This window comes from Herpetosiphon sp. NSE202 (genome assembly GCF_042688385.1).
Classification (GTDB): Bacteria; Chloroflexota; Chloroflexia; order Chloroflexales; family Herpetosiphonaceae; genus Herpetosiphon.
This window is the reverse complement of record NZ_JBHUPY010000017.1, coordinates 1-24662: the sequence shown is the minus strand read 5'-3', so window position 1 is coordinate 24662 and position 24662 is coordinate 1. Positions and strand designations below refer to the sequence as shown.

The window sequence follows — 24662 nt, the reverse complement described above, 5'->3', positions numbered from 1 at the left end:
AGAGGTTGCATTAGGTTTGGGCAGATATTCTTTTGGATAGCTGGAGTTGAAGCAATGACCGACCCACAAATTACTGGTGAAGATAACACGATTCGCCCAGATGAAAATGCTGTTGATAGCACCCATGGCGCAACCGAAGAGCAATATGTGCCAGTCGATGGCCCAATGTCAGACCCGAACTCAAGCGATGGAACTGATGAGATGGGGATTGAACCAGCAGACGAAATCACCCCAGGCTAGGCCAAATTATGGTATAGTTATAGCTATTCGGCGCTCGCGAGAGCGTCGTTTTTGTGTCTAAACGCATTGGACAGCATGCGATTCTTCATGTATCCTGCGTGACGATAGCAATTGAATAATTAACCACACGAAATGGGTGAATGTATATGTCAGATTTTATAGATCGTGCGCTAATTACAGTAAAAGCTGGTGATGGTGGCGATGGGATGGCTACCTTTCGCCGTGAAAAATATGTTCCACGTGGCGGCCCCGATGGTGGCGATGGTGGCCGTGGCGGCAGTATTTATCTTGAAGTAAGCCCCCATTTAAATACATTATTGCCATTTCGCTTTGAAACCCATTATGAAGCCGATAAGGGCTTGAATGCTGGGCGGCAGCGCAAACGGGGCCGCACTGGCGAAGATATGTTTATTCGGGTTCCACCAGGCACAACCGTCAGCGCCGAAATTGAAGGCGAACTGCAAACGATCGACTTGTTGTTTCCTGGCCAAAAGTTATTGGTGGCTCGTGGCGGTAAGGGCGGCTTGGGCAATACTCACTTTGCCACTGCCTCGAATCAAGTGCCACGGATTGCCGAACTTGGCCAACCAGGCGAAGAACGCGAACTGCAACTTGAGTTAAAAGTGATTGCTGATGTTGGCTTGGTGGGTTTTCCAAATGCTGGCAAATCGACCTTGCTCTCGATGGTCAGCGCTGCGCGCCCGAAAATTGCTAATTATCCCTTCACGACCCTTTCGCCAAACTTAGGTGTCGCCGAATACAACGATTTTACCTTTGTTGTCGCCGATATTCCTGGGCTGATCGAAGGGGCAAGCCGCGGCGTTGGCTTAGGTCACGATTTCTTGCGCCATATCGAGCGCACCAGAATTTTAGTCCATGTGGTCGATGCAGCTGGCACCGAGGGCCGCGATCCATTTGAAGATTTTCAAACGATCAACGCCGAACTCAAAGCCTATTCGAGCGAGTTGGCCCAGCGCCCGCAACTGGTGGCCCTCAACAAAACCGACTTACCCGATGCCCAAGCCTTTGACGAATTGATGCGTCCACAAATTATCGCTTGGGGCATTGAGCCAGAAAATATCTTCCCAATTTCGGCAGCAACCAACCAAGGCCTTCAGCCGTTGCAACGCCGCATTGTCGATATTCTGCTCGAAATGCCCGAACGGATCACCCGCCTCCCGTACAGTGAGGAAATTCTGACCTTCCGCTTCAGCAATATCGACCCGAATGACTTCTGGCTCGAAACTGAAGAAGATGGTGTGTTGCGTGTCCACGGCGAGAAAATTGAACGGCTTGTTTCAATGACGAACTTTGCCCAAAGCGAATCGCTCGATCGGCTCCAACGGGTGTTGGAAGCGATGGGCGTTTCAGCAGCCTTGTTTGCCGCTGGTGTACGCCATGGCGATCCTGTGCGGATTGAAAAAGCTGAGTTGTTATGGCAAGACGAGTCGATTGGATGATGAGCGATTGGTCTACCAGCCAACCGATTTTTTCGCGTCGCGATGTGCGTCAAACCACATCGCGGCTGGCTCTGACCATGCTCGATGGATGTTTGATTCTCGCAGCCTTTGCCCTTGCGCACTGGCTGCGCTATGATGTCCGCTTAGGCCGCGATATTTACGACCCAGCTTCCTATCGCCAGTTATCGGCCTTCTACCCGATGATGTTGGTGTTTATGCTGACCCTTAGCACAACCCTACACTGGCGCGGATTTTATCGCTTACCCCGTTCTGCCTCGGCCTTCGATTCGTTCAGCATTATCGTTACTAGCACCACAATTGCGCTCGCCCTCACCGTCATGTGGCTCTTTATCAATCGCGCCGATTTATGGTCGCGCTTGATTATGGTCTTTGTCTGGTTTTGTGTGATTGTGGCCCTAACCTTGGGCCGGATTGGTTTGCGAATGCTGCGGCGTTGGGCTTGGCGACGCGGCGTAGGCTTAGAGCAAGTCGTGGTTGTCGGCAATCGCGGCCTCGCCAAACAGGTGATGGAAGAGCTGCAATATACCCTGGATCATGGCCATCATTTGTTGGGCTACGTCGAAGGCCCGCCCGATGATCGCGACGATGTGGCAGCCCCAGGCGAGCAATTTCGTTGGCTTGGCGCACTCAGCCAATTTGAACAAATTATGCGTCAGCGCCACGTTGATCAGGTGATTATTGCCCTGCCATTTTGGGCGCATACCAGCCTGCCCGAGGTTGTGCGCATCTGTCGCAAGTTCAATGTTGAATTTCGGGTTGCTCCCGATTTGTATGAGCTGAGTTTTGATCGGGTCAGCATTCAGCGCTTGAGCACAATTCCCTTGTTGCGCTTGAAGAAAAACGTCATTCGCGGCTGGAATTATGTCTTCAAACGCACCACCGATCTGCTGCTCATCGGCCTAACCGCGCCAATTTGGGCCACAATTTGGGGCATTGCCGCCTTGATGATCAAGCTTTCTGCGCCCCAAGCGCCAGTTGTGTTTCGTCAACCACGCATTGGCAAGCATGGCAAGCCGTTTATGGTCTACAAATTGCGCACCATGGTTCCCAATGCAGAAGCGCTCAAAAAGACCTTGATGGCGCAAAATGAGGCCGAAGGCGCACTCTTCAAAATCAAAGACGATCCACGGGTCACCAAAATTGGCCGCGTCTTGCGCAAACTGAGCATCGACGAATTGCCACAACTCTATAATGTGCTGCGGGGCGAGATGAGCCTCGTTGGCCCACGCCCGCAAGTGCCCGATGAAGTGGCGCAATATCAAGAATGGCACTACCGGCGCTTGGAAGTTACGCCCGGCCTGACTGGCTTGTGGCAAGCCTCAGGCCGCTCCAACACCACCTTCGACGATATGGTGCGCTTGGATATTTACTACACCGAGCATTGGTCGCTCTGGCTCGATGTGCGTATTATGATTATGACAATTCCGGCGGTGCTCTTCGGTCGCGGTGCATACTAAAGACGACATGCCCTCACCCAAACCCCTCTCCCGTGGCGGGCGAGGGGCTTTTTATTGTGGTTCTTGCGCAATTCGTTAGCAAAAATGGGTGCGCCCCCTCGCCCGCATGGAGTGGGAGCGGAGAGTGAGGGGAATTTAATAACGTGCTATAGTGGTGGCATTGGAATTGCGACAAGCAGGCTTGGCCTCATCGATAAGAGGTCGAAGCTGCGAAAGGATCGCTATGCGTTGGCTCAAGGCTGGGTTGTGGTTTCTGACCGAATGGGTAGTTTCGCTGCCACGCTTGCTGCTTGCCAGCATTGTGGCTCAATTGGGCTTGATGGGAGCGCTCATGGCCTATGCCAAGTTGCGTAATCGAAGTGTTGAAAATACCTTCCCGCAGCTTGATTTACCACCAATCGATTTGGGCGAGCATACTGTGCAACTGTTTGATGATGGTGGCTCGGTGTTTCGCCAAATGCTATTTGATATTTCCCTAGCCAAAGAATCAATCTTCCTCGAAAGCTATATTTTCGAGCGCGACGAGGTTGGTTTTGCCTTCAAACGAGCCTTAATTCGCAAAGCCCGCGAAGGGGTTAAAATTTATGTTACCTTCGATGGCATTGGCACGCTGCACGTTCCCGAGCGCTTTAAGTTGTTTGGCAAACGCCGCAACATTCGGGTCTTTGAATTTGGGCGGCTCAAATCGATTCGCTCATTCGTTGATACCAATATGTGGATTCGTACTCATCGCAAAATTTTGGTCATCGATGGCAAAATTGGCTATTTAGGTGGCATGAATATTGGCCGCAACTATGCCCGCACCTGGCGCGATACCCATTTAAAAATCGAAGGCCCAATGGCCGCCAACATTGCCGAAGAATTTATTGCACTATGGAATAAATATAATAAAAAGCACAAAATTAAATTGAGCTATCCAACTACCAGCAATGAGCATGTTGGCATTTGTGCAAATGATCCCATCGAATATCAATTGCCAATTCGTCAAACCTACCTTGATGCAATTAATGATGCCAAGCATCATATTTATATTTCGAATGCCTACTTCTTGCCCGACCCGCTGATTCGCGCAACCTTGATTGATGCAGCCAAACGTGGAATCGATATTCAAATTATGGTTCCCGAAATCTCGGATAATATCGTGGTCGATTGGATTTGTCGCGGCTTGTTGGGCGAATTGATGGAGCATGGCGCACGCGTGTTGCTCTATCGCGGCACGATGATTCATGCCAAAACCATGACCGTCGATGGCCTTTGGTCGACCGTCGGTAGCGCCAACTTAGATACACGCAGCTTGGCAGCCAATTACGAAATCAACGCTACAATCAAACATCCAGCCTTTGCGCGCCAAATGGAAGCCATGTTTTTGAACGATCGCGCCCAATCTCGCGAAATCAATTATCAAGCTTGGCGCAATCGCTCAATCTTCGTCCATCTTGGCGAACAAGTGCTCCAACCAGTTCGTGGACTGTTCTAGCAAGGCAGAAGTCAAAAGTCAAAGGTCAAAACACTCTATAGCAAGGCAGAAGTCAAAAGTCAAAGGTCAAAACACCCTATAGCAAGGCAGAAGTCAAAAGTCAAAACACCCTGTAGCGAAGGATTTCTCCTTTGCTACAGGGTATTATTTTTAGGAACCATCAATTATTTTAACTTTTGACTTCTGCCCTTTGACTTGCTAGCGTGCTTCCCACTTGAAGAAGCGGATTGAGAGCACGGTCATGACCACTAGCCAACCAAGTTGCACAACGAGGTTGATCAGCGGCGTATTAATTGGCGGGGCGTTGATCATCACTTGCTTCAAGGCATCGACCGTATAGGTCAATGGGAAGGCCTTAACCACCACTTGCAACCAATCGGGCAAGCCTGTAACGGGGAAGAACACCCCCGAGAGAAACAACATTGGGAAGTTGATCAATTGGGTGATAGCATTGCCACTTTCTTCGGTTTTGGCAATCGCCGCCACGAAGAAGCCAATTGCAATAAACATCAAAATGCTCAGCAATAGCCAGCCAATCAACACAACAATATTGCCTAAAATTGCTACGTCAAACATCAGTTTGCCAACCGCAATAATGATGATTGTTTGCAGCAAACCAATCGTCAAACGCATTGCCACATAGCTTACTAAGAGCATCCAGCGGGGCAATGGCGTTGCGTTGAAGCGCTTCAATACGCCTTGGGTGCGCATGGCGATCATTGGTTGCGCGGTGGCAAACAAGCCAAGTTGCATAATCGACATCGCCAAAATCCCAGGAATCAAGAGATCGATCCCACGAATTTGGCTTGAAAGCACCGATTGCACTTGCATGGTCAACATTGGCTTGGATTGGGTAATGCCTTGATCAACCTTTTGAACGATACTATCAACCACGCCTTGGAAGAAGGGCGCAAAGACTTGGCTCGATTGATCGACCTTCACCGTGACGCTGGCTGGTTGGCCGCTGGTGATGCTATCGCTCAGGCCAGCAGGAATAATCACCAAGGCTTGGAGATCGCCTTTTTGCAATTGGCTTTCCAAATCGCTGGCGCTACCACGGCTGAACTTCATATCCGAAAAGACGTTTTTATCAGGGTCTTGGCCTTCTTGGGTTTGGGTCAAGCCTTCGATTGCGCTGGCAAGTTGCGGGCCGATTGGGCCTTGATCTTCCAAAACAATCCCGACTTTTTCGTCAAATTTACTGCCGCCACCATAGAGCAAGCCGAAAATGCTAATAAAAATCAGCGGAAACAAAATCGTAAAGAACAGCGCCATGCGGTCGCGGGCAAATTCGCGCCATTGTGATAGATATAATTGCACAAACATGAGGTAATTGCTCCCACACTTAGTCGCGAATCCGTCGACCAGTCAATTTCAAAAACACATCTTCCAAGGTTGCAGCGCGAATTGTAAAGCCACGCAACTCGGTTTGTTGTTGCTCAACCAAGGCCATTAAGGCGTTGGTCGTGCGCGCAACACCCTTCGAGTAGATCGTGGTGATGCCATTTTCGTTTTGCACCCGTTCCACGCCTGGCAAAGTTGCCAGCAAGCTTTCGGGCAATTGCTCGTCATTGGAAAATTCCAAAGCGGTTTCATCGAAGTTATCGTGGATGAGCGCTTGCGGTTTGCCCAAGGCGATAATTTTGCCATGGTCAACCACCGCCACCCGATCGCACAACCGCTCAGCTTCTTCCATATAGTGGGTAGTCAAAAAGACGGTTTTGCCGCGTTTTTGCAAGTTGGACACAACATCCCACATCGAGCGCCGCGCCTGCGGGTCAAGCCCAGTTGTTGGCTCATCAAGGAAAATAATATCGGGGTCGTTGATTAGCGCAATTGCCACTGCCAAGCGTTGACGTTGGCCGCCAGAGAGATCTTTCGAGGCGGTGTTAACTTTTTCTTCTAAGTTAACTAAGCCAATCACTTCATCAATAGGCAAGGTATTTTTATAAAATGAGGCAAACAATTTAACCAATTCGCGGGTGGTGAGTTTTTGAAACAACGAGGTTGTTTGCAGTTGAATCCCAATTCGTTGTTTGATTGGCTCGACATTCTTCACAACATCGTGGCCTAAAACATGAATGCTGCCACCATCGGGCTTGCGTAGGCCTTCGATCATTTCGGTCGTTGTACTTTTGCCAGCGCCGTTTGGCCCAAGCATCCCAAAAACCTCGCCATTCGCTACGTCGAAGCTAATTCCATCGACGGCTCGCAACGGGCCATAGATTTTAACGAGGTTCTCAACCTGAATTGCGGTCATAAACAGTCGCTCCACACACACCTAGCTAACCAACTCTTTGCAAGTTGGCATTGCATTCGCCATCTTCATGTGATAATTCTAGGTGCTAATACGATACATGATAACAGTTCGTTGCACATCGCCCTTAAGCATTAGAAGGAGCAGCAGCAATGCATGAACAGGATCTCGTTCGCCATTATGCCACTATTCCGGTTGGAACTAGTTTTGTGCGCCCCGTTGATGTATTACATTTGCTTCAAAGCCAGCCGATTCCGGCCAAGCCGCGCATTTTTGATGTTGGTTGCGGCCAAGGCCAATTGGTCATCGCCTTAGCCCAAGCCTGGCCCGATGCCGAAATTATTGCAATTGATCTTTCGCCTGAGCAAATTGCCAAAGCCCGCCAAGCCGCTGCCCAAGCAGGTATCACCTCGATTCAATTTGGCGTGGCCAATTGGCGTGATTTTGATTTGCCACGCAGCGGGATTGATATTATTTTGGCCACCCAAGTCATTCAATTTATGCCCGATGAACATGCCTTCGTGGAATATTTGGCCGATGCGCTGGCCCTCGATGGCCAATTGCTGTTGCGCAGCGTTTTGTTGCCCGAAGAAGAGCCTGGGCGTTCGTTTGTCGAGCAGGTCGTTCGCCAATGGATCGACTATTCAATTCGCTTTTATAGCGAACGCAATTTAACCGAGTTGCTGCGCGAATGTGGCCTCAGCCGCCTGCGGATCGATAAAGAAGAAATGTGGCTCGACACGCTCTCTGCTGAGCGCCAAACCATCCTTAACACCGCGCTCCGCCAACATGGCTTCAGCCTCGATGATGTACAGCAGTGGTTTTGGTCGGGCACAATTGCTGGAGTACGCCGTTGAAAGGATGAAGGATGAGGGATGAAGGATGAAGAGCATGCCCTCACCCCAACCCTGCGATCATCCAATAGGCGAGGGACTGAATGTGGTGGTTTTAAGATCCCCTCACCCCAACCCCTCTCCCGTGGCGCGGGCGTGAGGCTTTCATGCTGGGGTTCTTGCGCAATACGTGGTAAAAACGGTCGGCTCTCCCTCGCCCGCGTTTTCGTGGGAGAAGGGGTTGGGGGGTGAGGGCTTCTTCCAAAAACCACAATCGCGAACAGCCCTGAAATCGCCGTGTGAAATATGATACAATTGACGTGACGGACTGCATGAGTCAGCCCGCCAGCAAAACCAACGGGGGGCTTTTTTAATTATGAATGTACAAGTGCTTCTTGAAAAAGCAGTCAATGGTGAGCGTCTTTCGGCTGAGGAAGGGCTGTTTTTGTATCGTGAAGCTGACCTGCTGGATTTAGGCATGGCTGCTGATGCGATTCGCCAACGGCTTGTGCCCGGCAATGTAGTTACGTATCTCGTTGATCGCAACGTAAATTATAGTAATGTTTGTACGACCAATTGCCAATTCTGTGGTTTTTATCGCCCATTGGGCCACCCAGAAGCGTATGTGCAAACCTACGAACAAATTGGTGCTCGCTTAGCCGAGCTTGTCGAATATGGCGGTACGCGGGTTTTGATGCAGGGTGGTCACCATCCTGAATTACGGCTTTCGTGGTATACCGGCCTGCTGCGCTATTTGCGCGAGCACTATCCCAGCATCGAGCTTGATTGTTTCTCGCCTTCAGAGATCGACAATCTAGCCCAAGTTGAAAACATGAGCATTCGCGACGTGCTGATTACGCTCAAGGAAGCCGGTTTGGCCGGGGTTCCTGGCGGTGGCGCAGAAATTCTCGACGATGAAGTGCGCCAACGGGTTAGCCCGCTCAAGCAAAGCGCTGCTGGCTGGCTCGAAGTCGAAGGCACTGCCCAATCACTTGGCATGGCCACAACCGCCACGATGGTGATTGGCTTTGGCGAAACCCTCGAACAACGCATGAATCACTTTATGAAACTGCGCGATTTGCAGGATGTTTCGCTGCGCGAATATAACAATGGCTTTATTGCCTTTATTTCGTGGACTGTCCAGAAATCGGAGTTGACCTCGTTGGGTCGTTCGAAGTTCTCGGATAACTACGGGGCAACCGCTGCCGAATATTTGCGTCATACCGCTATGGCGCGGATTATGCTCGACAACTTCAAGCACATTCAGGCTTCGTGGGTGACCCAAGGGCCGAAGATTGGCCAAGTGTCACTGAAGTTTGGCATCGACGATTTTGGCTCGACTATGCTCGAAGAAAACGTGGTTTCGAACGCCGCTCACGACACCTACCAATGTATGGGCGAGCGCGAAATCCATGGCTTTATTCGCGATGCTGGCTTTATTCCAGCCAAACGCGATACCCACTACAACTTGATCAAAGCCTATGAAGACCCCAAAGATAGCGAAAGCGTGCCATCAATGGGCATCAAACAGCCACGTCAAGCCAAGCAGGTCGAAATTCCCTTAGCGGTGAAATAACCTTTAACGCCAACGCCATGGATGCTTGGGCATTCATGGCGTTTGTATTTAAGCACTGATTGGCTGAATCGTATGCTTACCTGCCGCCATGTTTCCAAGCAATTTGGTACGCTGCCCGTCATCGATGAGGTGAGCTTTGATCTTGCGCCAGGCGAAGTGGTGGGCCTAACTGGCCAAAGCGGCGCTGGCAAATCGGTGCTGGTACGCTTGTTGGCGGGCTTAGAAAAACCCGATACTGGCGTGATTTCCACCCGTGGCCATTTGATCAACTCAACTCAAACTGCCTTTCGTGCTGGCCTTGCGGTGATCCATCAACAGCCAGTGTTGGTTGATCATTTGGATGTGGCGAGTGCAATTTTTTTGGGCCACGAGGTTGGGCGTAGTTGGCTTGGCTGGTTATCATTGCCCAATCAGCGCCAGCACAATTCCATGGCCCGCCAAATTTTGGCCCAACTTGGGGTTGAATTGCCATCATTGCGCACCCATGTTGGCAATTTATCCAGCGAGCAACGCCAAATGGTGGCGATTGCCCAAGTGCTGATTCGCAAGCCGCAAGTGGTGATTATCGATGAGCCAACGGCGCTGCTGCGCTATGAATATCAGCAAAAAGTTCTCGAATTGATTCGCGAATGGCAGGCGCAAGGCGTGGCGGTGCTGTTTAGCAGCCAAAACCTCGACCATCTGTTTGCGGTCAGTAATCGCATTTTGGTGCTGCGCCGTGGCCGCTTTGTGTTTGAGGCAGCGACCGAAAAAACCAGCCGTGAGGAAGTTGTGCGCGCACAGATTGGTGCTCGCGATCAGCAGCATCTTACGCCAATTATTTGGGCTTTAGAAAATTACCATCGCGCCAGCCAACAAGCAGAGGCCTTGCGCCAAAGCCAATCTAGCCTAGAGCACGATTTAGCCAGCCAGAATCAGCTTAATCGCCAATTAATTGGCCAACTCGATCAACAGGTGAGCAACCTCGACCGCGCCAACGCAGCCTTGCAAGAAGCGCAACGGCGGTTGCTTTCCGAGCGCGAAGGTGAGCGCAAAGTGCTAGCCCGCGAGCTACACGACCAAGTAATTCAAGATTTGGTGAGCCTTAATTATGATATTGATAATTTGCGCAGCCAAATTGACGACCCTGAGCAAGCCAGCCTTGGGCTTGATGATTTGCGCGATAACATTCGCCAACTGGTCAGCACAGTGCGGGCAATTTGTGGCAACTTGCGCCCGCCAACCATCGATAGCCTTGGCGTGAACGCAGCCATTCAATCGTTTGTGCGCGATTGGAGTAGCCGCAGCGGCATTGAAGTACAGCTTGATCTTGATGATGATTTGGAACGATTGCCAGAAATGCTCGAAATTTCGGCTTTTCGCATGATTCAAGAGGGCTTGAGCAATGTGCGCAAGCATGCCCAAGCCAGCAAAGTTGGCATTAGCCTGCGCTCAACCGCTCGCCGCACCCTTTTGTTGACGATTGCCGACAACGGGCGCGGCTTACAAGCAGAGATTAATTTGGCGGCGCTTGCCAATGCAGGCCACTATGGTTTATTGGGCATGAGCGAACGGGTGGCGCTGGTTGGCGGGCGTTTTCGGGTGCATAATCGTGCTGGTGGCGGCCTCATCCTCGAAATCGAAATTCCCTATCAGCCGCTTTAATCCTTGTAACCTTCATCGATTGGCAAATTGGGCTGGCGCGAAGCCTGTACCGCCAAACGATCGCAGCGCTCGTTATCCTTGATGCCTGCGTGGCCTGGCACTTGCACCCATTCAATCGCATGGCCTTGAGCTAGCTCAAGCAATGTTTGCCAAAGATCAGGGTTTTTGACTGCGCCCGTGGTTGTGCGCCAGCCATTTTTGCTCCAGCGCTCGGCCCAACCCTTTTGCATACCATTTATCACATACGACGAATCGCTAAAAACCACGACCTTGCTAGGCTTAGGCACTGCTTGCAAGCCAGTAATTACGCCCATCAACTCCATGCGATTGTTGGTGGTGCGGGAAAAACCGCCAGTCAATTCGCGCACCGTCGCGCCAGAACGCAATACCACACCATAGCCCCCAGGCCCAGGATTGCCATTGCTACCGCCATCGCTAAATATCACAACCTTGCCCTCGGCCAAGGCCTTTTGCGGATCGATCGCCAAACTTACGGGAGTCAGATCGACGTTTTGGGGAATATGTTGCGGCGCGCGCCCAGTCCGCTCGCGATACCACGCTTCTGCATCGGCAAAACTGGCAAAACCCTTAAATACTGCCTGATCGATACCTTTAACTTGGGCTTCGGCCCCAGCGTTGCCAAACCATTCGCTATAAATGCCTGGTTGGTGACCCTTGACCACTGCATAAAATTTACGTTTTGCCACACAATCCTCATAATTTATTGAGCAAACGAGCTGCCAACAATGCACGGGCAGCCTCGGGAAATCCAGCCAAGCCGGGGATTTCATTGCATTCTAACACCCAAAACGTGCCCTGTTGATCTTCAATGAAATCAATGCCAAGGATGTCGGCCTTGAGCTGCTGCATCACCCGCTGGCTATATTCCAAAATTTCGGCTGGCGGCTCGATCAGTTGGTAGGCATTGGTGGCAACATTTGCTCGCCAACCACTGCTGCGCCGTTGCATAGCCCATACTTGGTCGCCAACCAACAAGCAACGAATATCGCGCACATACTCAATGTAGGGTTCGCTGCTGCAATAATCGGGGCTAACAAAACTTAAATCGCAAAATTCGGCCCATTGTTCAGCTGTTTGAATCCGCATTTTGCCATAGCCAGCATGATAACTGCCAATTTTGGCGACAACAGGCAAATCTGGCTGAATTCGCTCAATCATGCCATCGCCTAAGCTAATGATTTGGGGCAGCACTGGCAAGCCCAAGCGTTTGAGCATGGCGAGCATCGCCAAACGATCATAACACGCTAGCAGAACATTGGTTGGATTGACACATGGAATCGCAGCAAAATCGAGCAGCGCTAACAGCCTTTGCTGGTGTGGCTCTGGGCGAACTGCGCCTAACCGCCACAAAACAGCCTCAACCTGAATCCGCCGATTTTCGCTGAATGCCCAAACCTGATTATCCTGAACTAACCATTTAGTTTGATTTAAACGACATTGAACAACATCGTAGCCAGCCAAATAATCTGACCAATCGCTTTCGCCGTGAATAACGACAATTGCCATACCCATGCTCCTGAAATCGTTTAGCGGCGTTGCTGAGCAAAGCGCGACCAGCCAGTTGTTTCGCTGGCATTGGCAACGCTCTGTAGCAAGCGCTGGGCTGCGGCAGATTGACCATTGTACTCCAGCGCCAACGCCTGCAACACCAATTGTTCGTGCTCTGCCCAAATTTGTGGCTCAAGCAGCGCCACTATTTCGAGCGCAAGCGCTGGATCGTCGCTGCCAAATAAGGCCGCATACAACGTAGCGATTGATGGATCGTGGTGCTCATAACTAAAACCATTGGTGAGATTAATCGGCACTGGAACCTGCTGCATCAGCGTTCCAGCATGCAATTCATATTCAACGTGGTTGGGTTTTGGCTGTTGCCCAGCAGCATTCGGCAAATACTCAGCGCTGAGTCGCTGCGTGCCGTCAGATTGCGGAGCTAAACTCAACGTGGCTGTGTAGAAGCTCGTTCCTTGATACTGGGTAACTCTGTTCTGCCAAAAGCGTCCATCAGACCATGCGAGCAATGAAAAATAGTCACGATACTCAAACAGCCATTCTGGCGCGCCATCAGCATCCAAATCGGTGATCGAAACCGCATTTGGGCGGCTGAGAAAATAATCAGGATCGCTCAAACTGGTTAGGGCTATGGCATTAGGCCACGGTTGGTTGGCATACACCGGCTGATAGCCAGCCTCAGTCGTCATAAAAACCCACGGCGTATAGATCCCAAGCCAATCAACAACTCCCAGCGGATCGTTGCGGCCATCGCCATTTAAATCGTAGTTTTCACTGAGCGATTGCAATGGTAAGCCGAGCGCCGCAAACTGCTCACCCAGCGGCACGGCCTGATTCCAAGTTTGGAGCGGTAGCAACGTCCGTGGGTGGCAAAGTGGTAGCCAATCAAATTCGTTGAAAGGAGAGCGATCAAGCATTTCGCGTTGATAGCCTTCCATAATCGATGGGCGTTCGGCGGCCAGCAATTCGCACCATTGGCTGATTGAGCCGTTGAAGCTCGTAAGCTTAAAATCATGCACCACCGTTGCTGCTAAAGCTTGAGGAAACTGCGTTAAAAGTCTATTCCAAGCAGTTTGCGCTGCCGCGTGATCGTGTTTGAGCAGCTGAATAATCCCAATTCGAAACAACGCAACTGGCCGTGCATCCTTCAGAGTTTGATTATGTCCATACTCAGCGCTACCATCAGGTTGGGCTGCTGCTTGTTCAAGCTGCGCGATTGCTTGATCAAAGCGCCCAAGCAAGGTCAAGCCGTGAGCATAGCGCAGTTGTGTGCCAATTGTGTTTGAAAAAGGGCCGGATGGTGCGGCAAGCTCAGCAGGAGCCAAATATTGCCCATCAAACGTATAACGTACATCGGCGCTGCTGACGCTTAGTTTGCCATCAATGGGCGTTAGGCTCAAATTGCTGGTATTCGCTCCAATCGGAAATAATGCTTTGGGCCTGCCAGCTTGCCATGTCCAAGCATACATTCGCCCCGAACAAGCAGAGCCACAATAGCTTGAGCGAACGAATAATTCTGGCTGCGCATCGCCAGTCACATCGCCAAGCTGAATCTCCGCGCCTGCATCATTTTCATAACTCAATCCATGTTCGCCGACCCATGTATCTTGCTGCCAGTGCATCCAGCGCAGTTGACCAATGGCGTTTGGCGAGCCGGAAATCGAGCCGCTAAGCAGGTAATCTTGGTTTGAATCGCCATCCAAATTGGTGGGCATAATCGTGAGCTTGCCAATTTCCAAGGCTGCTGGCTGGGTTGGTGCAAGCGCATGCGGCAGATCGAGGGCCAGAAATTCTGCCTGTGCCCAGCCAGCAAAGGCCCACGTAATGTCGAAAGCCTGCGGATCATCAGCGCCAAGCTCCATGCTGGGCTGGCCCAAGCTGATAATTCGTCGCCAAAGTGCCAGTGCTTGAGGATCAGTTGGGTTGCGCTGGAGATAATGGGCGATCAATACTGCCAAGGGCTTGCCACAGCCGCGAGTTACTGGCTTAGCACAAAAATCATTTGGCGCAGCGCTCAGCAGCAGTTCGGCAGTGGTTGGCATGGTTGGGGTAACACTAGGGGCTAAAACTGGCGGAGTTGGGGTTGGGTTGGCCGAAGTACAGGCGGTTAATCCTAGAAGCAGGCTTAGGCACAGGCTCAGCCGAACAAGCAGCAGCATACAATCTCCTCGTGGTTGATGAGGTCTCAGCTTGCACTCTAGCAGTTCAGAAGCAGCCCAACAATGATGAGCAAATGATGCTGCAATGAGTTAATCCCCTCACCCCCCAGCCCCCTCTCCCACTGAACGCGGGCGAGGGGGAGCCGACCATTTTTCGCCAAGGAATTGCGAGAGAACCATAAAGTTAAAGCCCCTCGCCCGCGCACGGGAGAGGGGGCTGGGGTGAGGGGAATTCCAACCTATTTATTGAGCAACTTCAACGCGCCGCTGACGCTATCGGCTGGGCTGATTTTGCCTTGTACATCGAGCAAATAGCCGTTTTCGTCGATAATAAAATGCGAGCGGGTTACGCCCATATATTTTTTGCCATACATCGATTTTTCGCCCCAAACGCCATAGGCTTCGGCCAAGCTATGGTTTTCGTCGGCAACCAACAAAAACGGCAGATCAAACTTGGTTTTGAATTTTTGGTGCGAAGCCACCGAATCAGGGCTGACCCCAATCACCACCGCGTTTTTCTCTTCGATTTGCGGATAGGCATCGCGAAAGCCACAGGCTTGGGTTGTACAGCCTGGCGTATCATCTTTGGGATAAAAATAGAGCACTACGCGCTTGCCGCGAAAATCGCTCAAACGAATGGTTTCGCCATTGTCGGCGGGCAGTTCAAATTCGGGCGCAAGATCGCCAACATTCAAGGTTGTCATCAGCTAAAGCCTCACACAAAAAGAGTCGATTAGCATTATTGTAGCCTGTTTTAAGCAAGGATGAATACCGAAAGGCAGAAGGCAAAAATCAAAAGTCAAAAAGAGTCTAGGGATCAGGGGTCGGGGTTCAGGCCATACGATACCCAATCTTCACGCTCTTCGCGTCCTTCGTGGTTACCGTCCTTTAACGCAGAGGCGCAGAGGGAAGTATGGCTATAGGCTTTTGATGTACTGGTTCATTGGATTGGCAACCATGTCCCCTCACCCCCCAGCCCCTCTCCCACGAAAACGCGGGCGAGGGGGAGCACCCATTTTCATCACGCAGTGCGGCAGAACCACGCGATTAAAGCCCCTCGCCCGCCACGTGGGAGAGGGGTTGGGGTGAGGGGATCAGGCGGTGGTTAACCTGATGTACCAGTACACCTATAGCCATCAGCCAATAGCCTCAGCTTCGTGTCCCTTCGTGCGCTTCGTGGTTAAAAAAGCTCTATGTTCTATGTTCTATACTGCTCTATCAAGGCCCACAGCTCAGCCACATGCTCGACCATGCCGTGATCCCAGGCTGGCGTGTGCAGAGTTACATAGCTGCGTGATTGGGCAAAAAGCTGGCTTTGTGTGTGGCTTACGCTCTCATCCTGCGTGCCATGCACAATCAAAATTGGCATGCTACGCTCAAAATCATCGCTGTCGTAGGCTGCTGCATCTTCCAGCAAGCCATAATGGACAGAACGCATCGCCTGATCACGATAATTGTAATATTCAAGCCAGCCGCTGGTTTGCCATTGTTGCAGCGTTGCCTCGCCGAGCATCAAACGCCGATTTTGGGCAAAATAGAGCGCTGGAGCCAGCAAAATCAAGCGTTCGATTTGCGCAATACGAGCGGCGGCGTGCAAAGCCACCAAGCCACCTAAACTTGAGCCAAGCAAACACCATGGCTCAGCAGAAGTGCCAATTATTTGCTGTAAATATTCAATTTGGGCACTGATAGTTAAGCGTTCAAACGAAGGTCGATTCAAATCGGGAACCGCTAATTTATGGCCTTGGGCGGCAAATTGCTGGCTAAACCAACGAGCTTTTTGCGAATTCGGCCCCGACGCAAAGCCATGACAATACAAATAGCGCATGCTCAATCCTTTGCAGCTTCAGATTGCAGGCATTGTAAATCATGTGGGGAATCGCCCCGAACAGTTGTATAATGCTTACACGATCCGTCGCACGACGCGGCGACAACCGTAGCTTGGAATCAAGGAAGGGCTAACCATGTTCAGTGATTCGCCCCACGAGGAATGCGGCGTTTTTGGGATTTACGCTCCCGACGAAGATGTAGCACGTATCACATTTTTCAGTCTATACGCTTTGCAGCACCGTGGTCAGGAAAGCGCAGGGATTGCGGTTTCCGATGGCAAGACCATCAATACCCACAAAGAAATGGGCTTGGTATCGCAGATTTTCGATGAGCGTTCGCTGCGCCACCTCAAAGGTCACATTGCGATTGGCCATACCCGTTACTCAACCACTGGTTCATCACAAGTAATTAATGCCCAACCATTTACGATGCATACGTTGCTTGGCCCACTGGCAGTTGGCCACAACGGCAACCTGACCAATGCTGCTTCGCTGCGCCGTCAACTGATGGAACGTGGAGTCGGGCTTATGACATCTTCCGATAGTGAAGTTGCAACGATGCTGCTTGCTGGCCTTGAAGGAAACACCTGGTCACAACGCATCGATGCCTTTACCAATTGCGTCGAAGGTGCCTATTGTCTGACCGTCTTAACCCGCGATGCGCTCTATGCCGTGCGCGACCCTTGGGGCTTGCGGCCTTTGTGCCTTGGCCGTTTTGGCGATGCTGGCTGGGTCGTCGCCTCTGAGTCGTGTGCTTTCGATACGATTGGCGCTGAATTTATCCGCGAGATCGATCCAGGCGAAGTTGTGCAGATCGATCGCGACGGCCCACGCACGATTGCCAAACATCCTGCGCCGCAGCAAGCGTTCTGTTTATTTGAATATATCTATTTCTCGCGTCCCGATAGCTTTTTACAAAATCAATTGATTCACGAAGTACGCATGCGCTTGGGCCACGAATTGGCCCGCGAAGCGCCAGCCGATGCAGATGTGGTGATTGGCGTACCCGACTCGGCCTTGCCCGCTGCGCTGGGCTTTTCGCAAGCAAGCGGCATTCCCTATGGCGATGGCTTGATCAAAAATCGCTATATTGGTCGTACTTTTATTCAGCCCGACCAACGGCTGCGCCAGCAAGGGGTTGCGCTCAAGCTCAATCCATTACCGAATGTGTTGGCGGGCAAGCGGGTCATTTTAATTGACGATACGATTGTGCGTGGCACAACCAGCGGGCCAATTATCAAGCTATTGCGCAAAGCTGGAGCCACTGAAGTTCATATGCGGGTCTCGGCTCCGCCAATTCGCCACCCATGTTTTATGGGTGTTGATATGGCGACTCAGCCAGAATTGATTGCCTTCAACAAAACCGAGGCCGAAATTTGCGAAAGCATCGGCGCTGATTCGTTGGCCTACCTTTCAATGGAAGGCTTGATTCGCGCCACCCGTCGCGATGCCAATGGCTTTTGCGGCGCATGTTTTACGGGCAAGTATCCCTTCCCGATTCTCGAAGCAGGCAAGGAAATTTTCGAACTGACCAGCGTTTAGCTTAAACAAACAAGCAGCCAGCCATGGTTCATGGCTGGCTGCTAATTATTTTAGGCATCGATTGTGCCGACCGCCAGCGGATTCGAGGTTGGCTGCTGGCTCCCGCCAGCTGGCTCGACCGTAATCCCTAGCAAGTTTTCGGCTCCCGTCGATGGCAAACGTTCAATCCAAATCAAGGCATCGCCACTGGTATTAACATCAAATACTTCCATACTTTGCGGTGTGCCATCGGCAATCAGCCAAAGTTGGTAGCTTTGGTTGGCAGCCAAGGGCGGCAGATGGCTGGCGCTGAGATAGCTTTGGCCAGTTTGCGGATTAACGATAATATTGATTGAGCCACCCGCCATGCCCGTGCCAGTATCGGCCAAAGGCACCAATTGCGTACCCGATTTGGCGAGCAATTCAGTTAATTGTTGATTTTCAGCAAGCAATGGTTGTAAACTAGCAACTTCATTTTGCAATTGCCAGATGCGACCGCCCAAGCCAGCCAAAAGCACCAGAAAAATAGTGAGAGCGGTTGCAATCAGATAGTAGCGGCGACCAAACAGGCTAGCCAGCCACGATTGACGCTTGGCAGGCTTGGGCGTTGGCTTGCTTGCCACCACATTTGAGGGCGGCTTGGCTAAACGCTCGCGAAAACGCGCATAGGCCCCTTCAGGCGGCTCGCGTTGCTCGACGCTCCAGCGCAAAGCTTGGGCAACTTGTTGATATTGAGAATAACGTTGTTGCGCTTGGCTATTTGAGGCCAAATAATCCTCAACCTCCGCCGCCTCATCAGCAGGCAAAGCACCAAGTGCATACAATTCAATAAGTTCATCACGATGGTCAGTCATTGAATACCCCTGTTTTGGAGAGAACGGCACGTAGCCGCTCCATGCCCCGACGAATGCGGGTTTTGACCGTCCCTAAAGGTTCACCTGTTGTTGCGGCAATCTCCAAGTGGCTCAAACCACGGAAAAATGCCAACTCAATTGCTTGTTGTTGGGATTCGGGCAAACTACGCAAGGCATCACGAACCTGCCCAGCTTGTTCATGCTGGATGGCTTGATCGGTCATATCAGGTTGGTTTGGGTCGGAAATGAGGCCAAGCATGAGTTCGCTGGCTTCAGCATCGACGGCTTGAGGCCGGCGGCTGCGTTTGCGAACTGCATCAATCGCGACGTGATGGGTCATCCCTAAAACCCATGAGCCAAAACGGCCTCGTTGTGCGTCGAAGCTACCTGAATAGCGCCAAACTCGTTCGAGAACATCTTGCATCACTTCTTCGGCATCGGCTTCGTTGCCTAAAATCCGGAGTGCCAACGAAAAAATGGGTCGTGCATAACGCTCATACAATGTTTCTAAGGCTTGGGTGTTGCCTGCGGCTAGCTGCGCAGCCAACGCTAAATCAGCCTGATCACCCGATGCCGCGGCCCGTGCCGCCTGAGAAGCTGGTTGATTTGCCACTGAAATCCTTTCTTATCTTATGTTCGTCATCCAACAAAAAATGGATGCGATGGGTCATAAAGATAATCAGTATGCATCCAGACTAATTGATTTTGACGTATAGCTATCATCCAAACCATTTGTGCTTGCACAACCCTTTTAGCTGCCCCCAATAATTAAATAAGCTTTGATTTTGTTAATCATTACGTTAATTTAATTATTTAATGTTAACATTTGTAATTAAATGAATCTTTTTACAAATGAGAACATTCACATGCAACGATTAATCAGTAATAGCGTAATCACAGCAACTTTTGATTAATCATCACAAGCACTGAGTAATAATGCTTAATGATCGAGCAGATTAATAGGTTTGTAGAATAGTAGCTCGTTAAGCAAAAGCTACGCCACCAAATCCACAAATATGCAAGGATCTACGTTAATCTGGTTCAATTCGGATGTTGCTACCAGGAAGGATACAATTGGTGGGCGGTGCAAGGAGTGATCAGGCGTGATTGCCCACTAAGGCTTGATGAATTTCCAATCTATCCGCCGCAATTCTAGCGATTCCCCGCAATTTCTGCAAGTGCCACTTTGCGCCTACGCTGCCCCTATTTCAGCATTGTTGTACTTCTTGGCCTAAACTGCTCCAATCTAGCTTCTTTTAGTCATTGAAATAAGCAACCAAGCCTAGCTATGATTATTAAAATTATTTAATTAATCAGGAGTTATGCTGATGGATCTAAAGTATCGTCATTGGCGGCTAGGGCTGTTGATCAGTTGCCTTGGCAGCATGCTGTTGGCTGGCTTGCTGAGCCAAGCAGCATCCGCCGCCGAGCCGCTTGCACTCAACGCCGAGGGCTACACCACCCGCAGTTATGGCAGCGTCAGTTTTGAAGGCATCAGCTATCCAGTTCAAAGCAATGTCGCCAACGAATATATTCCCAGCACAACCCATTCGTACAGCGATTTGGGCAGCTATTATTTGGTCAATAGCGATTACAGCTTGCCTAACGTGCCCAACATCACTAACGGCATCTTGTGGTCGACAGGCAATAAAAACCGTGGTTGGGCAATCAATAGCGAGTATGATATTCGGGCTTTGGTGCAAGCTAATGGAGGTTTGTATGCACCCTACCAGACCATGCCCGGCTATCAGTTGGGGCCTTGGAATGCCAGCACGCCATGTTGTGGCTGGACGTTGCAGCGCAACACCACAGGCTTTTATATCCAAGCAGATGGCAAGGTGCGTGTACCCAAAACCCCAGCCGCCGCCCAACAAACCTGGGATGCCAACCAAAGTCTGACCGCAATCAACACCACCAACGAAAGTATTGCTGTCACCGATGTGATGTTTCCTGGTGATGAGGATTATTACGCGGGCAACACCTATTTGCCGCGCTCGGCTGGCGTGCTAACTGCCAAATACAAACATTATGACAATCGCAATACGCACATTTATTGGGGCTTGAAAGGCCAGCATGTGCGCGATGTGGAAGATTGGGAAGCAGATGCGCCTGGTGGTAGCAAGCGCAAAATCTACACCGGCGGCTTTAAAATCGACGAAAGCGATAATGGCCAAGTTTGGGCTGGCATTTCGCATGGCAACGAATTTATCGATCTCAATTTGCAGCCTAGTGTTACGGCCCAGCAACTCTACAAAGTTGAGCTTTGGATTCAACGGCCAACGGGCATGGAATATTGGGGCGGCTTGAGTTATCAGCAAGGCGCTGATGGCAAATGGCGCGCGTTTGGCGATGGCAGCCACGTGACCAATTGGGGTAATGGCACGTTTGGCTTGGTGGCAACCGCCTATCGCAACCGCAACGAACGCATCTTGTTGGTCTATCGCGCCTTGCCTGGCGGCGATAATCCGCCAACTCCAACCCCGCCACCGCCAACCAACAACGCCGCCTATTTCAACCTGATCAATCGCAGCAGCGGGCTGTGTTTGGATGTTGACAATGCGAATAGCGCTGATGGTACCAAAGTTCAGCAATGGACGTGCAACAACTCGAATGCCCAGCAATGGCAATTGCGGCTTGCAGAGAGCGGCTATTATCAACTGGTTTCGCGGGCAACTGGCAAATGTTTGGATCTGGCGGCGTGGAGCACTGCCGATGGTGGCATTGCCCATCAATGGGCCTGTGGTGGCAATCAAGCCAATCAACAATGGAATCTGCAAACCGTCAGCGATGGCTGGGTGCGAATCGCCAACCGCAACAGTAGCAAATATCTCTCAATCGTCTATGGCTCGGTCGAGCCTGGCGCGGCAACCCATCAATGGCCTTGGCTGGGTAACCCCGACCAACAATGGCGGCTTCAGCCAGTTGGCACGCTGCAGATTGTCAACAAAAACAGCAATAAATGCGTTGATGTCGCTAATAACCAGAGCGCCGATGGCACGAACATTTTGCAATGGCCGTGTTACGCTGGAGGTGCACAGCAATGGCAATTTCAGCACACCGATAATGGCTACTACAAATTGCGCCATCCCAGCAGTGGCAAAATGCTCTCAGTTTCAGGCGATTCAAACGGCGATGGAGCCAATATTCATCTGTGGGCGGGGGTCAGCAACCAAAGCCAACAATGGCGAATTGAGCTGCTCGACGATGGTTTTCTGCGCTTTGTCAATCGAGCAACGGGCAAAGTGGTTGATGTAGCTGATGGCAGCAGCGCTGATAATGCCAATATCCAGCAATGGACGTGGAATAGCAGCGCCGCCCAACGCTTCAAACTGACGAATTAGGAGTTGTTAACCACGAAGAACACGAAGATTAATTTCTTGGATTATGGTGTTTTTACAAAACCCATTCGTTCAACGAACCCAACATTCGTGCCCTTCGTGCTCTTCGTGGTTAAATTTCATCCTTCAGCACGTTGTTAACCACGAAGAACACGAAGAACACGAAGATTAATTTCTTGGATTATGGTGTTTTTACAAAACCCATTCATTCAACGAACCCAACATTCGTGCCCTTCGTGCTCTTCGTGGTTAAATTTCATCCTTCATCCCTCATCCTTCATCCCTTCATTAGGCAACGGCTAAGTCTGGCTCCAAGGCGGCGATCAAACGGCGAACTTGTTGCATCAATTGGGCGAAATTGGCGTGGTTTAGTGATTGTGGGCCGTCGGATGAGGCGCGGTCGGGGTCGTGGTGGACTTCGATCATCAAGCCATCTGCGCCAGCTGCCAAGCCTGCCAAGGCCATTGGCGCAACCAAGTACCATTTGCCAGTGCCATGGCTGGGGTCGGCAATCACAGGCAGGTGGGTGCGGCGCTTGGCGACGGCCACAGCATTCAAATCGAGGGTATTGCGGGTGGCGGTTTCGTAGGTGCGAATCCCACGTTCGCAGAGAATTACATTGCGATTGCCAGTTGCGAGGATGTATTCAGCGGCTAATAACCATTCTTCGACGGTAGCTGAAGGCCCACGCTTGACCATGATTGGCTTGCCAGTTTGACCAGCTTCTTCCAAGAGGGCGAAATTTTGCATGTTGCGAGCGCCAAGCTGAATAATATCGGTGTAGCGGGCAACTAATTCAACATCGCGGGTATTGAGCGCTTCGGTGATGATTGGCAGGCCGGTTTCTTCGCGGGCTTGGGCCAAAATCTTCAAGCCCTCTTCGCCCAAACCACGGAAGGCGTATGGCGAGGTGCGTGGTTTGAATGCGCCACCGCGTAGGATGTTGGCTCCTGCTGCTTTGACGGCGTGAGCTGTGCTCAACAATTGCTCGGCGCTTTCAACGGAACAAGGCCCAGCCATCACGACTGGCGTGCCACCGCCGATTTCCAAATCGCCAACCCGAATTACCGTGTTGTGTTGTTGGAACTCGCGGCCAGCCAGTTTGTAGGGGCGGGTAATGCGCAATGTGGTTTGTACGCCGCTCATTGATTGCAATTGTTCTTCCAAGCCAGCTGGGATTTTTGCCCCAACCACCCCAATCACAATTCGCTCTTCACCTTCGGATAAATGGCCTTTGAGATTATTTTCAGCTAAGCGGGACAAAACAGCGTCACGGTCGGTCAGGTCAGCGTGCGATTTCATTACAACGATCATGGTTAAATGCCTCCAAATTGACAAACCCAAATACCAATACCAAGTACCAATAGTGGACGGCTGGCAGCCAAATTTAGGCTGGTTGCCAGGTGGGCATGTTCAACAACGCTGTTGATTGAGCGCGCTCAGGGCGCAATTTGGCGGCATCGCCAAGATAGCAATGTATGATTTCGCTGGGTTTGCGGCTGGTATTCCACAACATCAGCACCCGAATACACATCGATAAACTGCCAGGGACATCCATTTCGTGGGCGCAGAGCATCGCCAAGTCGTTCCAACCAAGTTGGCGAGCGGCCAAGGCAGGGAATTGCGCGTTGAGATTGGAGGATGTGGTAAAAAAGACACATGCAACATCGTCAAGATCGATCTCGTTAGCCTGAACCATGGCCAACAACAACTCACTGGTTGCGGCGAGCACAGCCTCTGACGTATTTTCCACTGCCACCGTCGCACCGCGAACTCCACGACAAACGAGCATAGCATCCTCCAATTGAAGCACAACAAAAAGCGCGGAGCTTGTCGCTCCGCGCCGAAGGTTCTTCCAAAAATCAGTAAAGGTGTGTCTAATCCTTCGTAGGCAGCGACAACTCAATATGGCAGCTAAAGTAATAAAAATAGCTGCTAAAGAATGCATATGAGTTATAGCTGTTGAAAGATTGCATGGCTGACAAAACCTTGTGTCAATTACGATTGGCGCGAGCATACCACATGGCTCGCCATTTCGTCAAGTATCAATTTTGAGCAACAAACTTAACAATCTTGTGAAGGATGAGGGATGAGGTGTAATGGTTCATTGGATTGGCAACGAGTGGCATGTCCTCACCCCCAGCCCCTCGCCCACTGAACGCGGGCGAGGGGAGCACCGGTTTTTACCCACGAATTGCGCAAGAACCACGAGATTAAAGCCCCTCGCCCGCGCCACGGGAGAGGGGTTGGGGTGAGGGAATCAGGCCATGGTTAACGCAATGAACCATTACACCTCATGCTCTATGTTCTCTATGTACTGATTCATTAGGTTGGCAACCATGTTCTCTCACCCCCCAACCCCCTCTCCCACTGAACGTGGGCGAGGGGTGCACCGGTTTTTACCCACGAATTGCGCAAGAACCACGAGATTAAAGCCCCTCGCCCGCGCCACGGGAGAGGGGTTGG

General features: G+C 51.1%; 20 protein-coding genes. 9 read left to right on the top strand and 11 right to left on the bottom strand.

From position 1 onward, the window contains the following. Positions 1 to 54: 54 nt before the first annotated feature. The 4 genes from ACFMKP_RS19515 to ACFMKP_RS19500 all read left to right on the top strand — a co-directional run bounded on the left by ACFMKP_RS19515 (position 55) and on the right by ACFMKP_RS19500 (position 4655). Entirely contained in the window at positions 55 to 240 is a 186-nt protein-coding gene (locus ACFMKP_RS19515) for a hypothetical protein (protein WP_382294264.1), read from the top strand. A gap of 146 nt (positions 241 to 386) precedes the next feature. Continuing rightward, positions 387 to 1700: a GTPase ObgE gene (gene obgE / locus ACFMKP_RS19510; protein WP_382294262.1), complete on the top strand. Its 1314-nt coding sequence runs from the start codon at positions 387 to 389 to the stop codon at positions 1698 to 1700. Next, positions 1676 to 3178 carry a sugar transferase gene (locus ACFMKP_RS19505; RefSeq protein ID WP_382294260.1) on the top strand — a complete coding sequence of 501 codons (1503 nt, stop codon included), beginning with the start codon at positions 1676 to 1678 and terminating at the stop codon, positions 3176 to 3178. The genes obgE and ACFMKP_RS19505 overlap by 25 nt, the downstream gene beginning before the upstream one ends. Positions 3179 to 3401: 223 nt before the next feature. Next, positions 3402 to 4655 carry a phosphatidylserine/phosphatidylglycerophosphate/cardiolipin synthase family protein gene (locus ACFMKP_RS19500; protein ID WP_382294258.1) on the top strand — a complete coding sequence of 418 codons (1254 nt, stop codon included), beginning with the start codon at positions 3402 to 3404 and terminating at the stop codon, positions 4653 to 4655. A gap of 198 nt (positions 4656 to 4853) precedes the next feature. Here the strand turns inward: ACFMKP_RS19500 and ACFMKP_RS19495 are convergent, their stop codons facing one another. Further along, positions 4854 to 5981: an ABC transporter permease gene (locus ACFMKP_RS19495; protein ID WP_382294256.1), complete on the bottom strand. Its 1128-nt coding sequence runs from the start codon at positions 5979 to 5981 to the stop codon at positions 4854 to 4856. 19 nt (positions 5982 to 6000) lie between these two features. After that, the gene (locus ACFMKP_RS19490) at positions 6001 to 6915 is read right to left on the bottom strand and encodes an ATP-binding cassette domain-containing protein (protein WP_382294254.1); all 915 of its coding nucleotides are present in this window, start codon (positions 6913 to 6915) and stop codon (positions 6001 to 6003) included. Positions 6916 to 7064: 149 nt separating this feature from the next. On the opposite strand from ACFMKP_RS19490, the gene ACFMKP_RS19485 reads away from it, so the two are divergent. The 3 genes from ACFMKP_RS19485 (at position 7065) to ACFMKP_RS19475 (ending at position 10965) form a co-directional block, all read left to right on the top strand. Further along, entirely contained in the window at positions 7065 to 7769 is a 705-nt protein-coding gene (locus ACFMKP_RS19485) for a class I SAM-dependent methyltransferase (protein ID WP_382294252.1), read from the top strand. A 352-nt stretch (positions 7770 to 8121) separates the two neighbouring features. Further along, the gene (gene mqnC, locus ACFMKP_RS19480) at positions 8122 to 9321 is read left to right on the top strand and encodes a cyclic dehypoxanthinyl futalosine synthase (RefSeq protein WP_382294250.1); all 1200 of its coding nucleotides are present in this window, start codon (positions 8122 to 8124) and stop codon (positions 9319 to 9321) included. Positions 9322 to 9393: 72 nt separating this feature from the next. Further along, positions 9394 to 10965: an ATP-binding cassette domain-containing protein gene (locus ACFMKP_RS19475; protein ID WP_382294248.1), complete on the top strand. Its 1572-nt coding sequence runs from the start codon at positions 9394 to 9396 to the stop codon at positions 10963 to 10965. Here the strand turns inward: ACFMKP_RS19475 and rnhA are convergent. The 5 genes from rnhA to ACFMKP_RS19450 form a co-directional block, all read right to left on the bottom strand. Then, positions 10962 to 11672: a ribonuclease HI gene (rnhA, locus tag ACFMKP_RS19470; RefSeq protein ID WP_382294246.1), complete on the bottom strand. Its 711-nt coding sequence runs from the start codon at positions 11670 to 11672 to the stop codon at positions 10962 to 10964. The two genes, ACFMKP_RS19475 and rnhA, sit on opposite strands and share 4 nt — an antisense overlap. A 7-nt stretch (positions 11673 to 11679) precedes the next feature. Further along, a complete protein-coding gene (locus ACFMKP_RS19465) occupies positions 11680 to 12492 on the bottom strand; it encodes a RimK family alpha-L-glutamate ligase (protein WP_382294244.1) in 813 nt (270 codons plus the stop codon). Between the two features lie 20 nt (positions 12493 to 12512). Continuing rightward, a complete protein-coding gene (locus ACFMKP_RS19460) occupies positions 12513 to 14654 on the bottom strand; it encodes a hypothetical protein (protein ID WP_382294242.1) in 2142 nt (713 codons plus the stop codon). Positions 14655 to 14893: 239 nt separating this feature from the next. Next, the gene (gene bcp / locus ACFMKP_RS19455; protein WP_204755072.1) at positions 14894 to 15358 is read right to left on the bottom strand and encodes a thioredoxin-dependent thiol peroxidase; all 465 of its coding nucleotides are present in this window, start codon (positions 15356 to 15358) and stop codon (positions 14894 to 14896) included. Between the two features lie 494 nt (positions 15359 to 15852). Then, complete coding sequence (locus tag ACFMKP_RS19450) at positions 15853 to 16482, bottom strand: YqiA/YcfP family alpha/beta fold hydrolase (protein ID WP_382294240.1); 630 nt, start codon at positions 16480 to 16482, stop codon at positions 15853 to 15855. A gap of 136 nt (positions 16483 to 16618) precedes the next feature. Here ACFMKP_RS19450 and purF point away from each other — a divergent pair, with 136 nt between their 5' ends. Beyond that, on the top strand, positions 16619 to 18025 hold the full coding sequence (gene purF, locus ACFMKP_RS19445; protein ID WP_382294239.1) for an amidophosphoribosyltransferase: 1407 nt from the start codon (positions 16619 to 16621) through the stop codon (positions 18023 to 18025). A 50-nt stretch (positions 18026 to 18075) separates the two neighbouring features. On the opposite strand, the gene ACFMKP_RS19440 is transcribed toward purF, so the two are convergent. Both ACFMKP_RS19440 and ACFMKP_RS19435 read right to left on the bottom strand, forming a co-directional pair. Next, positions 18076 to 18858: an anti-sigma factor domain-containing protein gene (locus ACFMKP_RS19440; protein ID WP_382294237.1), complete on the bottom strand. Its 783-nt coding sequence runs from the start codon at positions 18856 to 18858 to the stop codon at positions 18076 to 18078. Then, complete coding sequence (locus ACFMKP_RS19435; protein WP_205701341.1) at positions 18851 to 19471, bottom strand: RNA polymerase sigma factor; 621 nt, start codon at positions 19469 to 19471, stop codon at positions 18851 to 18853. The genes ACFMKP_RS19440 and ACFMKP_RS19435 overlap by 8 nt, the downstream gene beginning before the upstream one ends. Before the next feature lie 715 nt (positions 19472 to 20186). Between ACFMKP_RS19435 and ACFMKP_RS19430 the strand changes: the two genes are divergently transcribed. Beyond that, positions 20187 to 22199 (top strand): RICIN domain-containing protein, encoded by a 2013-nt coding sequence (locus tag ACFMKP_RS19430; protein ID WP_382294235.1) that lies wholly within the window; start codon positions 20187 to 20189, stop codon positions 22197 to 22199. A gap of 285 nt (positions 22200 to 22484) precedes the next feature. Here the strand turns inward: ACFMKP_RS19430 and aroF are convergent, their stop codons facing one another. After that, a complete protein-coding gene (gene aroF, locus ACFMKP_RS19425) occupies positions 22485 to 23510 on the bottom strand; it encodes a 3-deoxy-7-phosphoheptulonate synthase (protein ID WP_382294234.1) in 1026 nt (341 codons plus the stop codon). A gap of 73 nt (positions 23511 to 23583) precedes the next feature. Continuing rightward, positions 23584 to 23988: a chorismate mutase gene (gene aroH, locus ACFMKP_RS19420; protein ID WP_110513347.1), complete on the bottom strand. Its 405-nt coding sequence runs from the start codon at positions 23986 to 23988 to the stop codon at positions 23584 to 23586. Positions 23989 to 24662: the final 674 nt, after the last annotated feature.

Coding starts and splice junctions, on each gene's coding strand:
- ACFMKP_RS19505 (WP_382294260.1), top strand. CDS start 1,676: ATGGCAAGACGAGTCGATTGGATGATGAGCGATTGGTCTACCAGCCAA.
- ACFMKP_RS19430 (WP_382294235.1), top strand. CDS start 20,187: ATGGATCTAAAGTATCGTCATTGGCGGCTAGGGCTGTTGATCAGTTGC.
- ACFMKP_RS19495 (WP_382294256.1), bottom strand. CDS start 5,981: ATGTTTGTGCAATTATATCTATCACAATGGCGCGAATTTGCCCGCGAC.
- ACFMKP_RS19485 (WP_382294252.1), top strand. CDS start 7,065: ATGCATGAACAGGATCTCGTTCGCCATTATGCCACTATTCCGGTTGGA.
- obgE (WP_382294262.1), top strand. CDS start 387: ATGTCAGATTTTATAGATCGTGCGCTAATTACAGTAAAAGCTGGTGAT.
- bcp (WP_204755072.1), bottom strand. CDS start 15,358: ATGACAACCTTGAATGTTGGCGATCTTGCGCCCGAATTTGAACTGCCC.
- ACFMKP_RS19490 (WP_382294254.1), bottom strand. CDS start 6,915: ATGACCGCAATTCAGGTTGAGAACCTCGTTAAAATCTATGGCCCGTTG.
- ACFMKP_RS19515 (WP_382294264.1), top strand. CDS start 55: ATGACCGACCCACAAATTACTGGTGAAGATAACACGATTCGCCCAGAT.
- mqnC (WP_382294250.1), top strand. CDS start 8,122: ATGAATGTACAAGTGCTTCTTGAAAAAGCAGTCAATGGTGAGCGTCTT.
- aroF (WP_382294234.1), bottom strand. CDS start 23,510: ATGATCGTTGTAATGAAATCGCACGCTGACCTGACCGACCGTGACGCT.
- ACFMKP_RS19450 (WP_382294240.1), bottom strand. CDS start 16,482: ATGCGCTATTTGTATTGTCATGGCTTTGCGTCGGGGCCGAATTCGCAA.
- ACFMKP_RS19475 (WP_382294248.1), top strand. CDS start 9,394: ATGCTTACCTGCCGCCATGTTTCCAAGCAATTTGGTACGCTGCCCGTC.
- ACFMKP_RS19440 (WP_382294237.1), bottom strand. CDS start 18,858: ATGACTGACCATCGTGATGAACTTATTGAATTGTATGCACTTGGTGCT.
- ACFMKP_RS19460 (WP_382294242.1), bottom strand. CDS start 14,654: ATGCTGCTGCTTGTTCGGCTGAGCCTGTGCCTAAGCCTGCTTCTAGGA.
- aroH (WP_110513347.1), bottom strand. CDS start 23,988: ATGCTCGTTTGTCGTGGAGTTCGCGGTGCGACGGTGGCAGTGGAAAAT.
- ACFMKP_RS19465 (WP_382294244.1), bottom strand. CDS start 12,492: ATGGCAATTGTCGTTATTCACGGCGAAAGCGATTGGTCAGATTATTTG.
- purF (WP_382294239.1), top strand. CDS start 16,619: ATGTTCAGTGATTCGCCCCACGAGGAATGCGGCGTTTTTGGGATTTAC.
- ACFMKP_RS19500 (WP_382294258.1), top strand. CDS start 3,402: ATGCGTTGGCTCAAGGCTGGGTTGTGGTTTCTGACCGAATGGGTAGTT.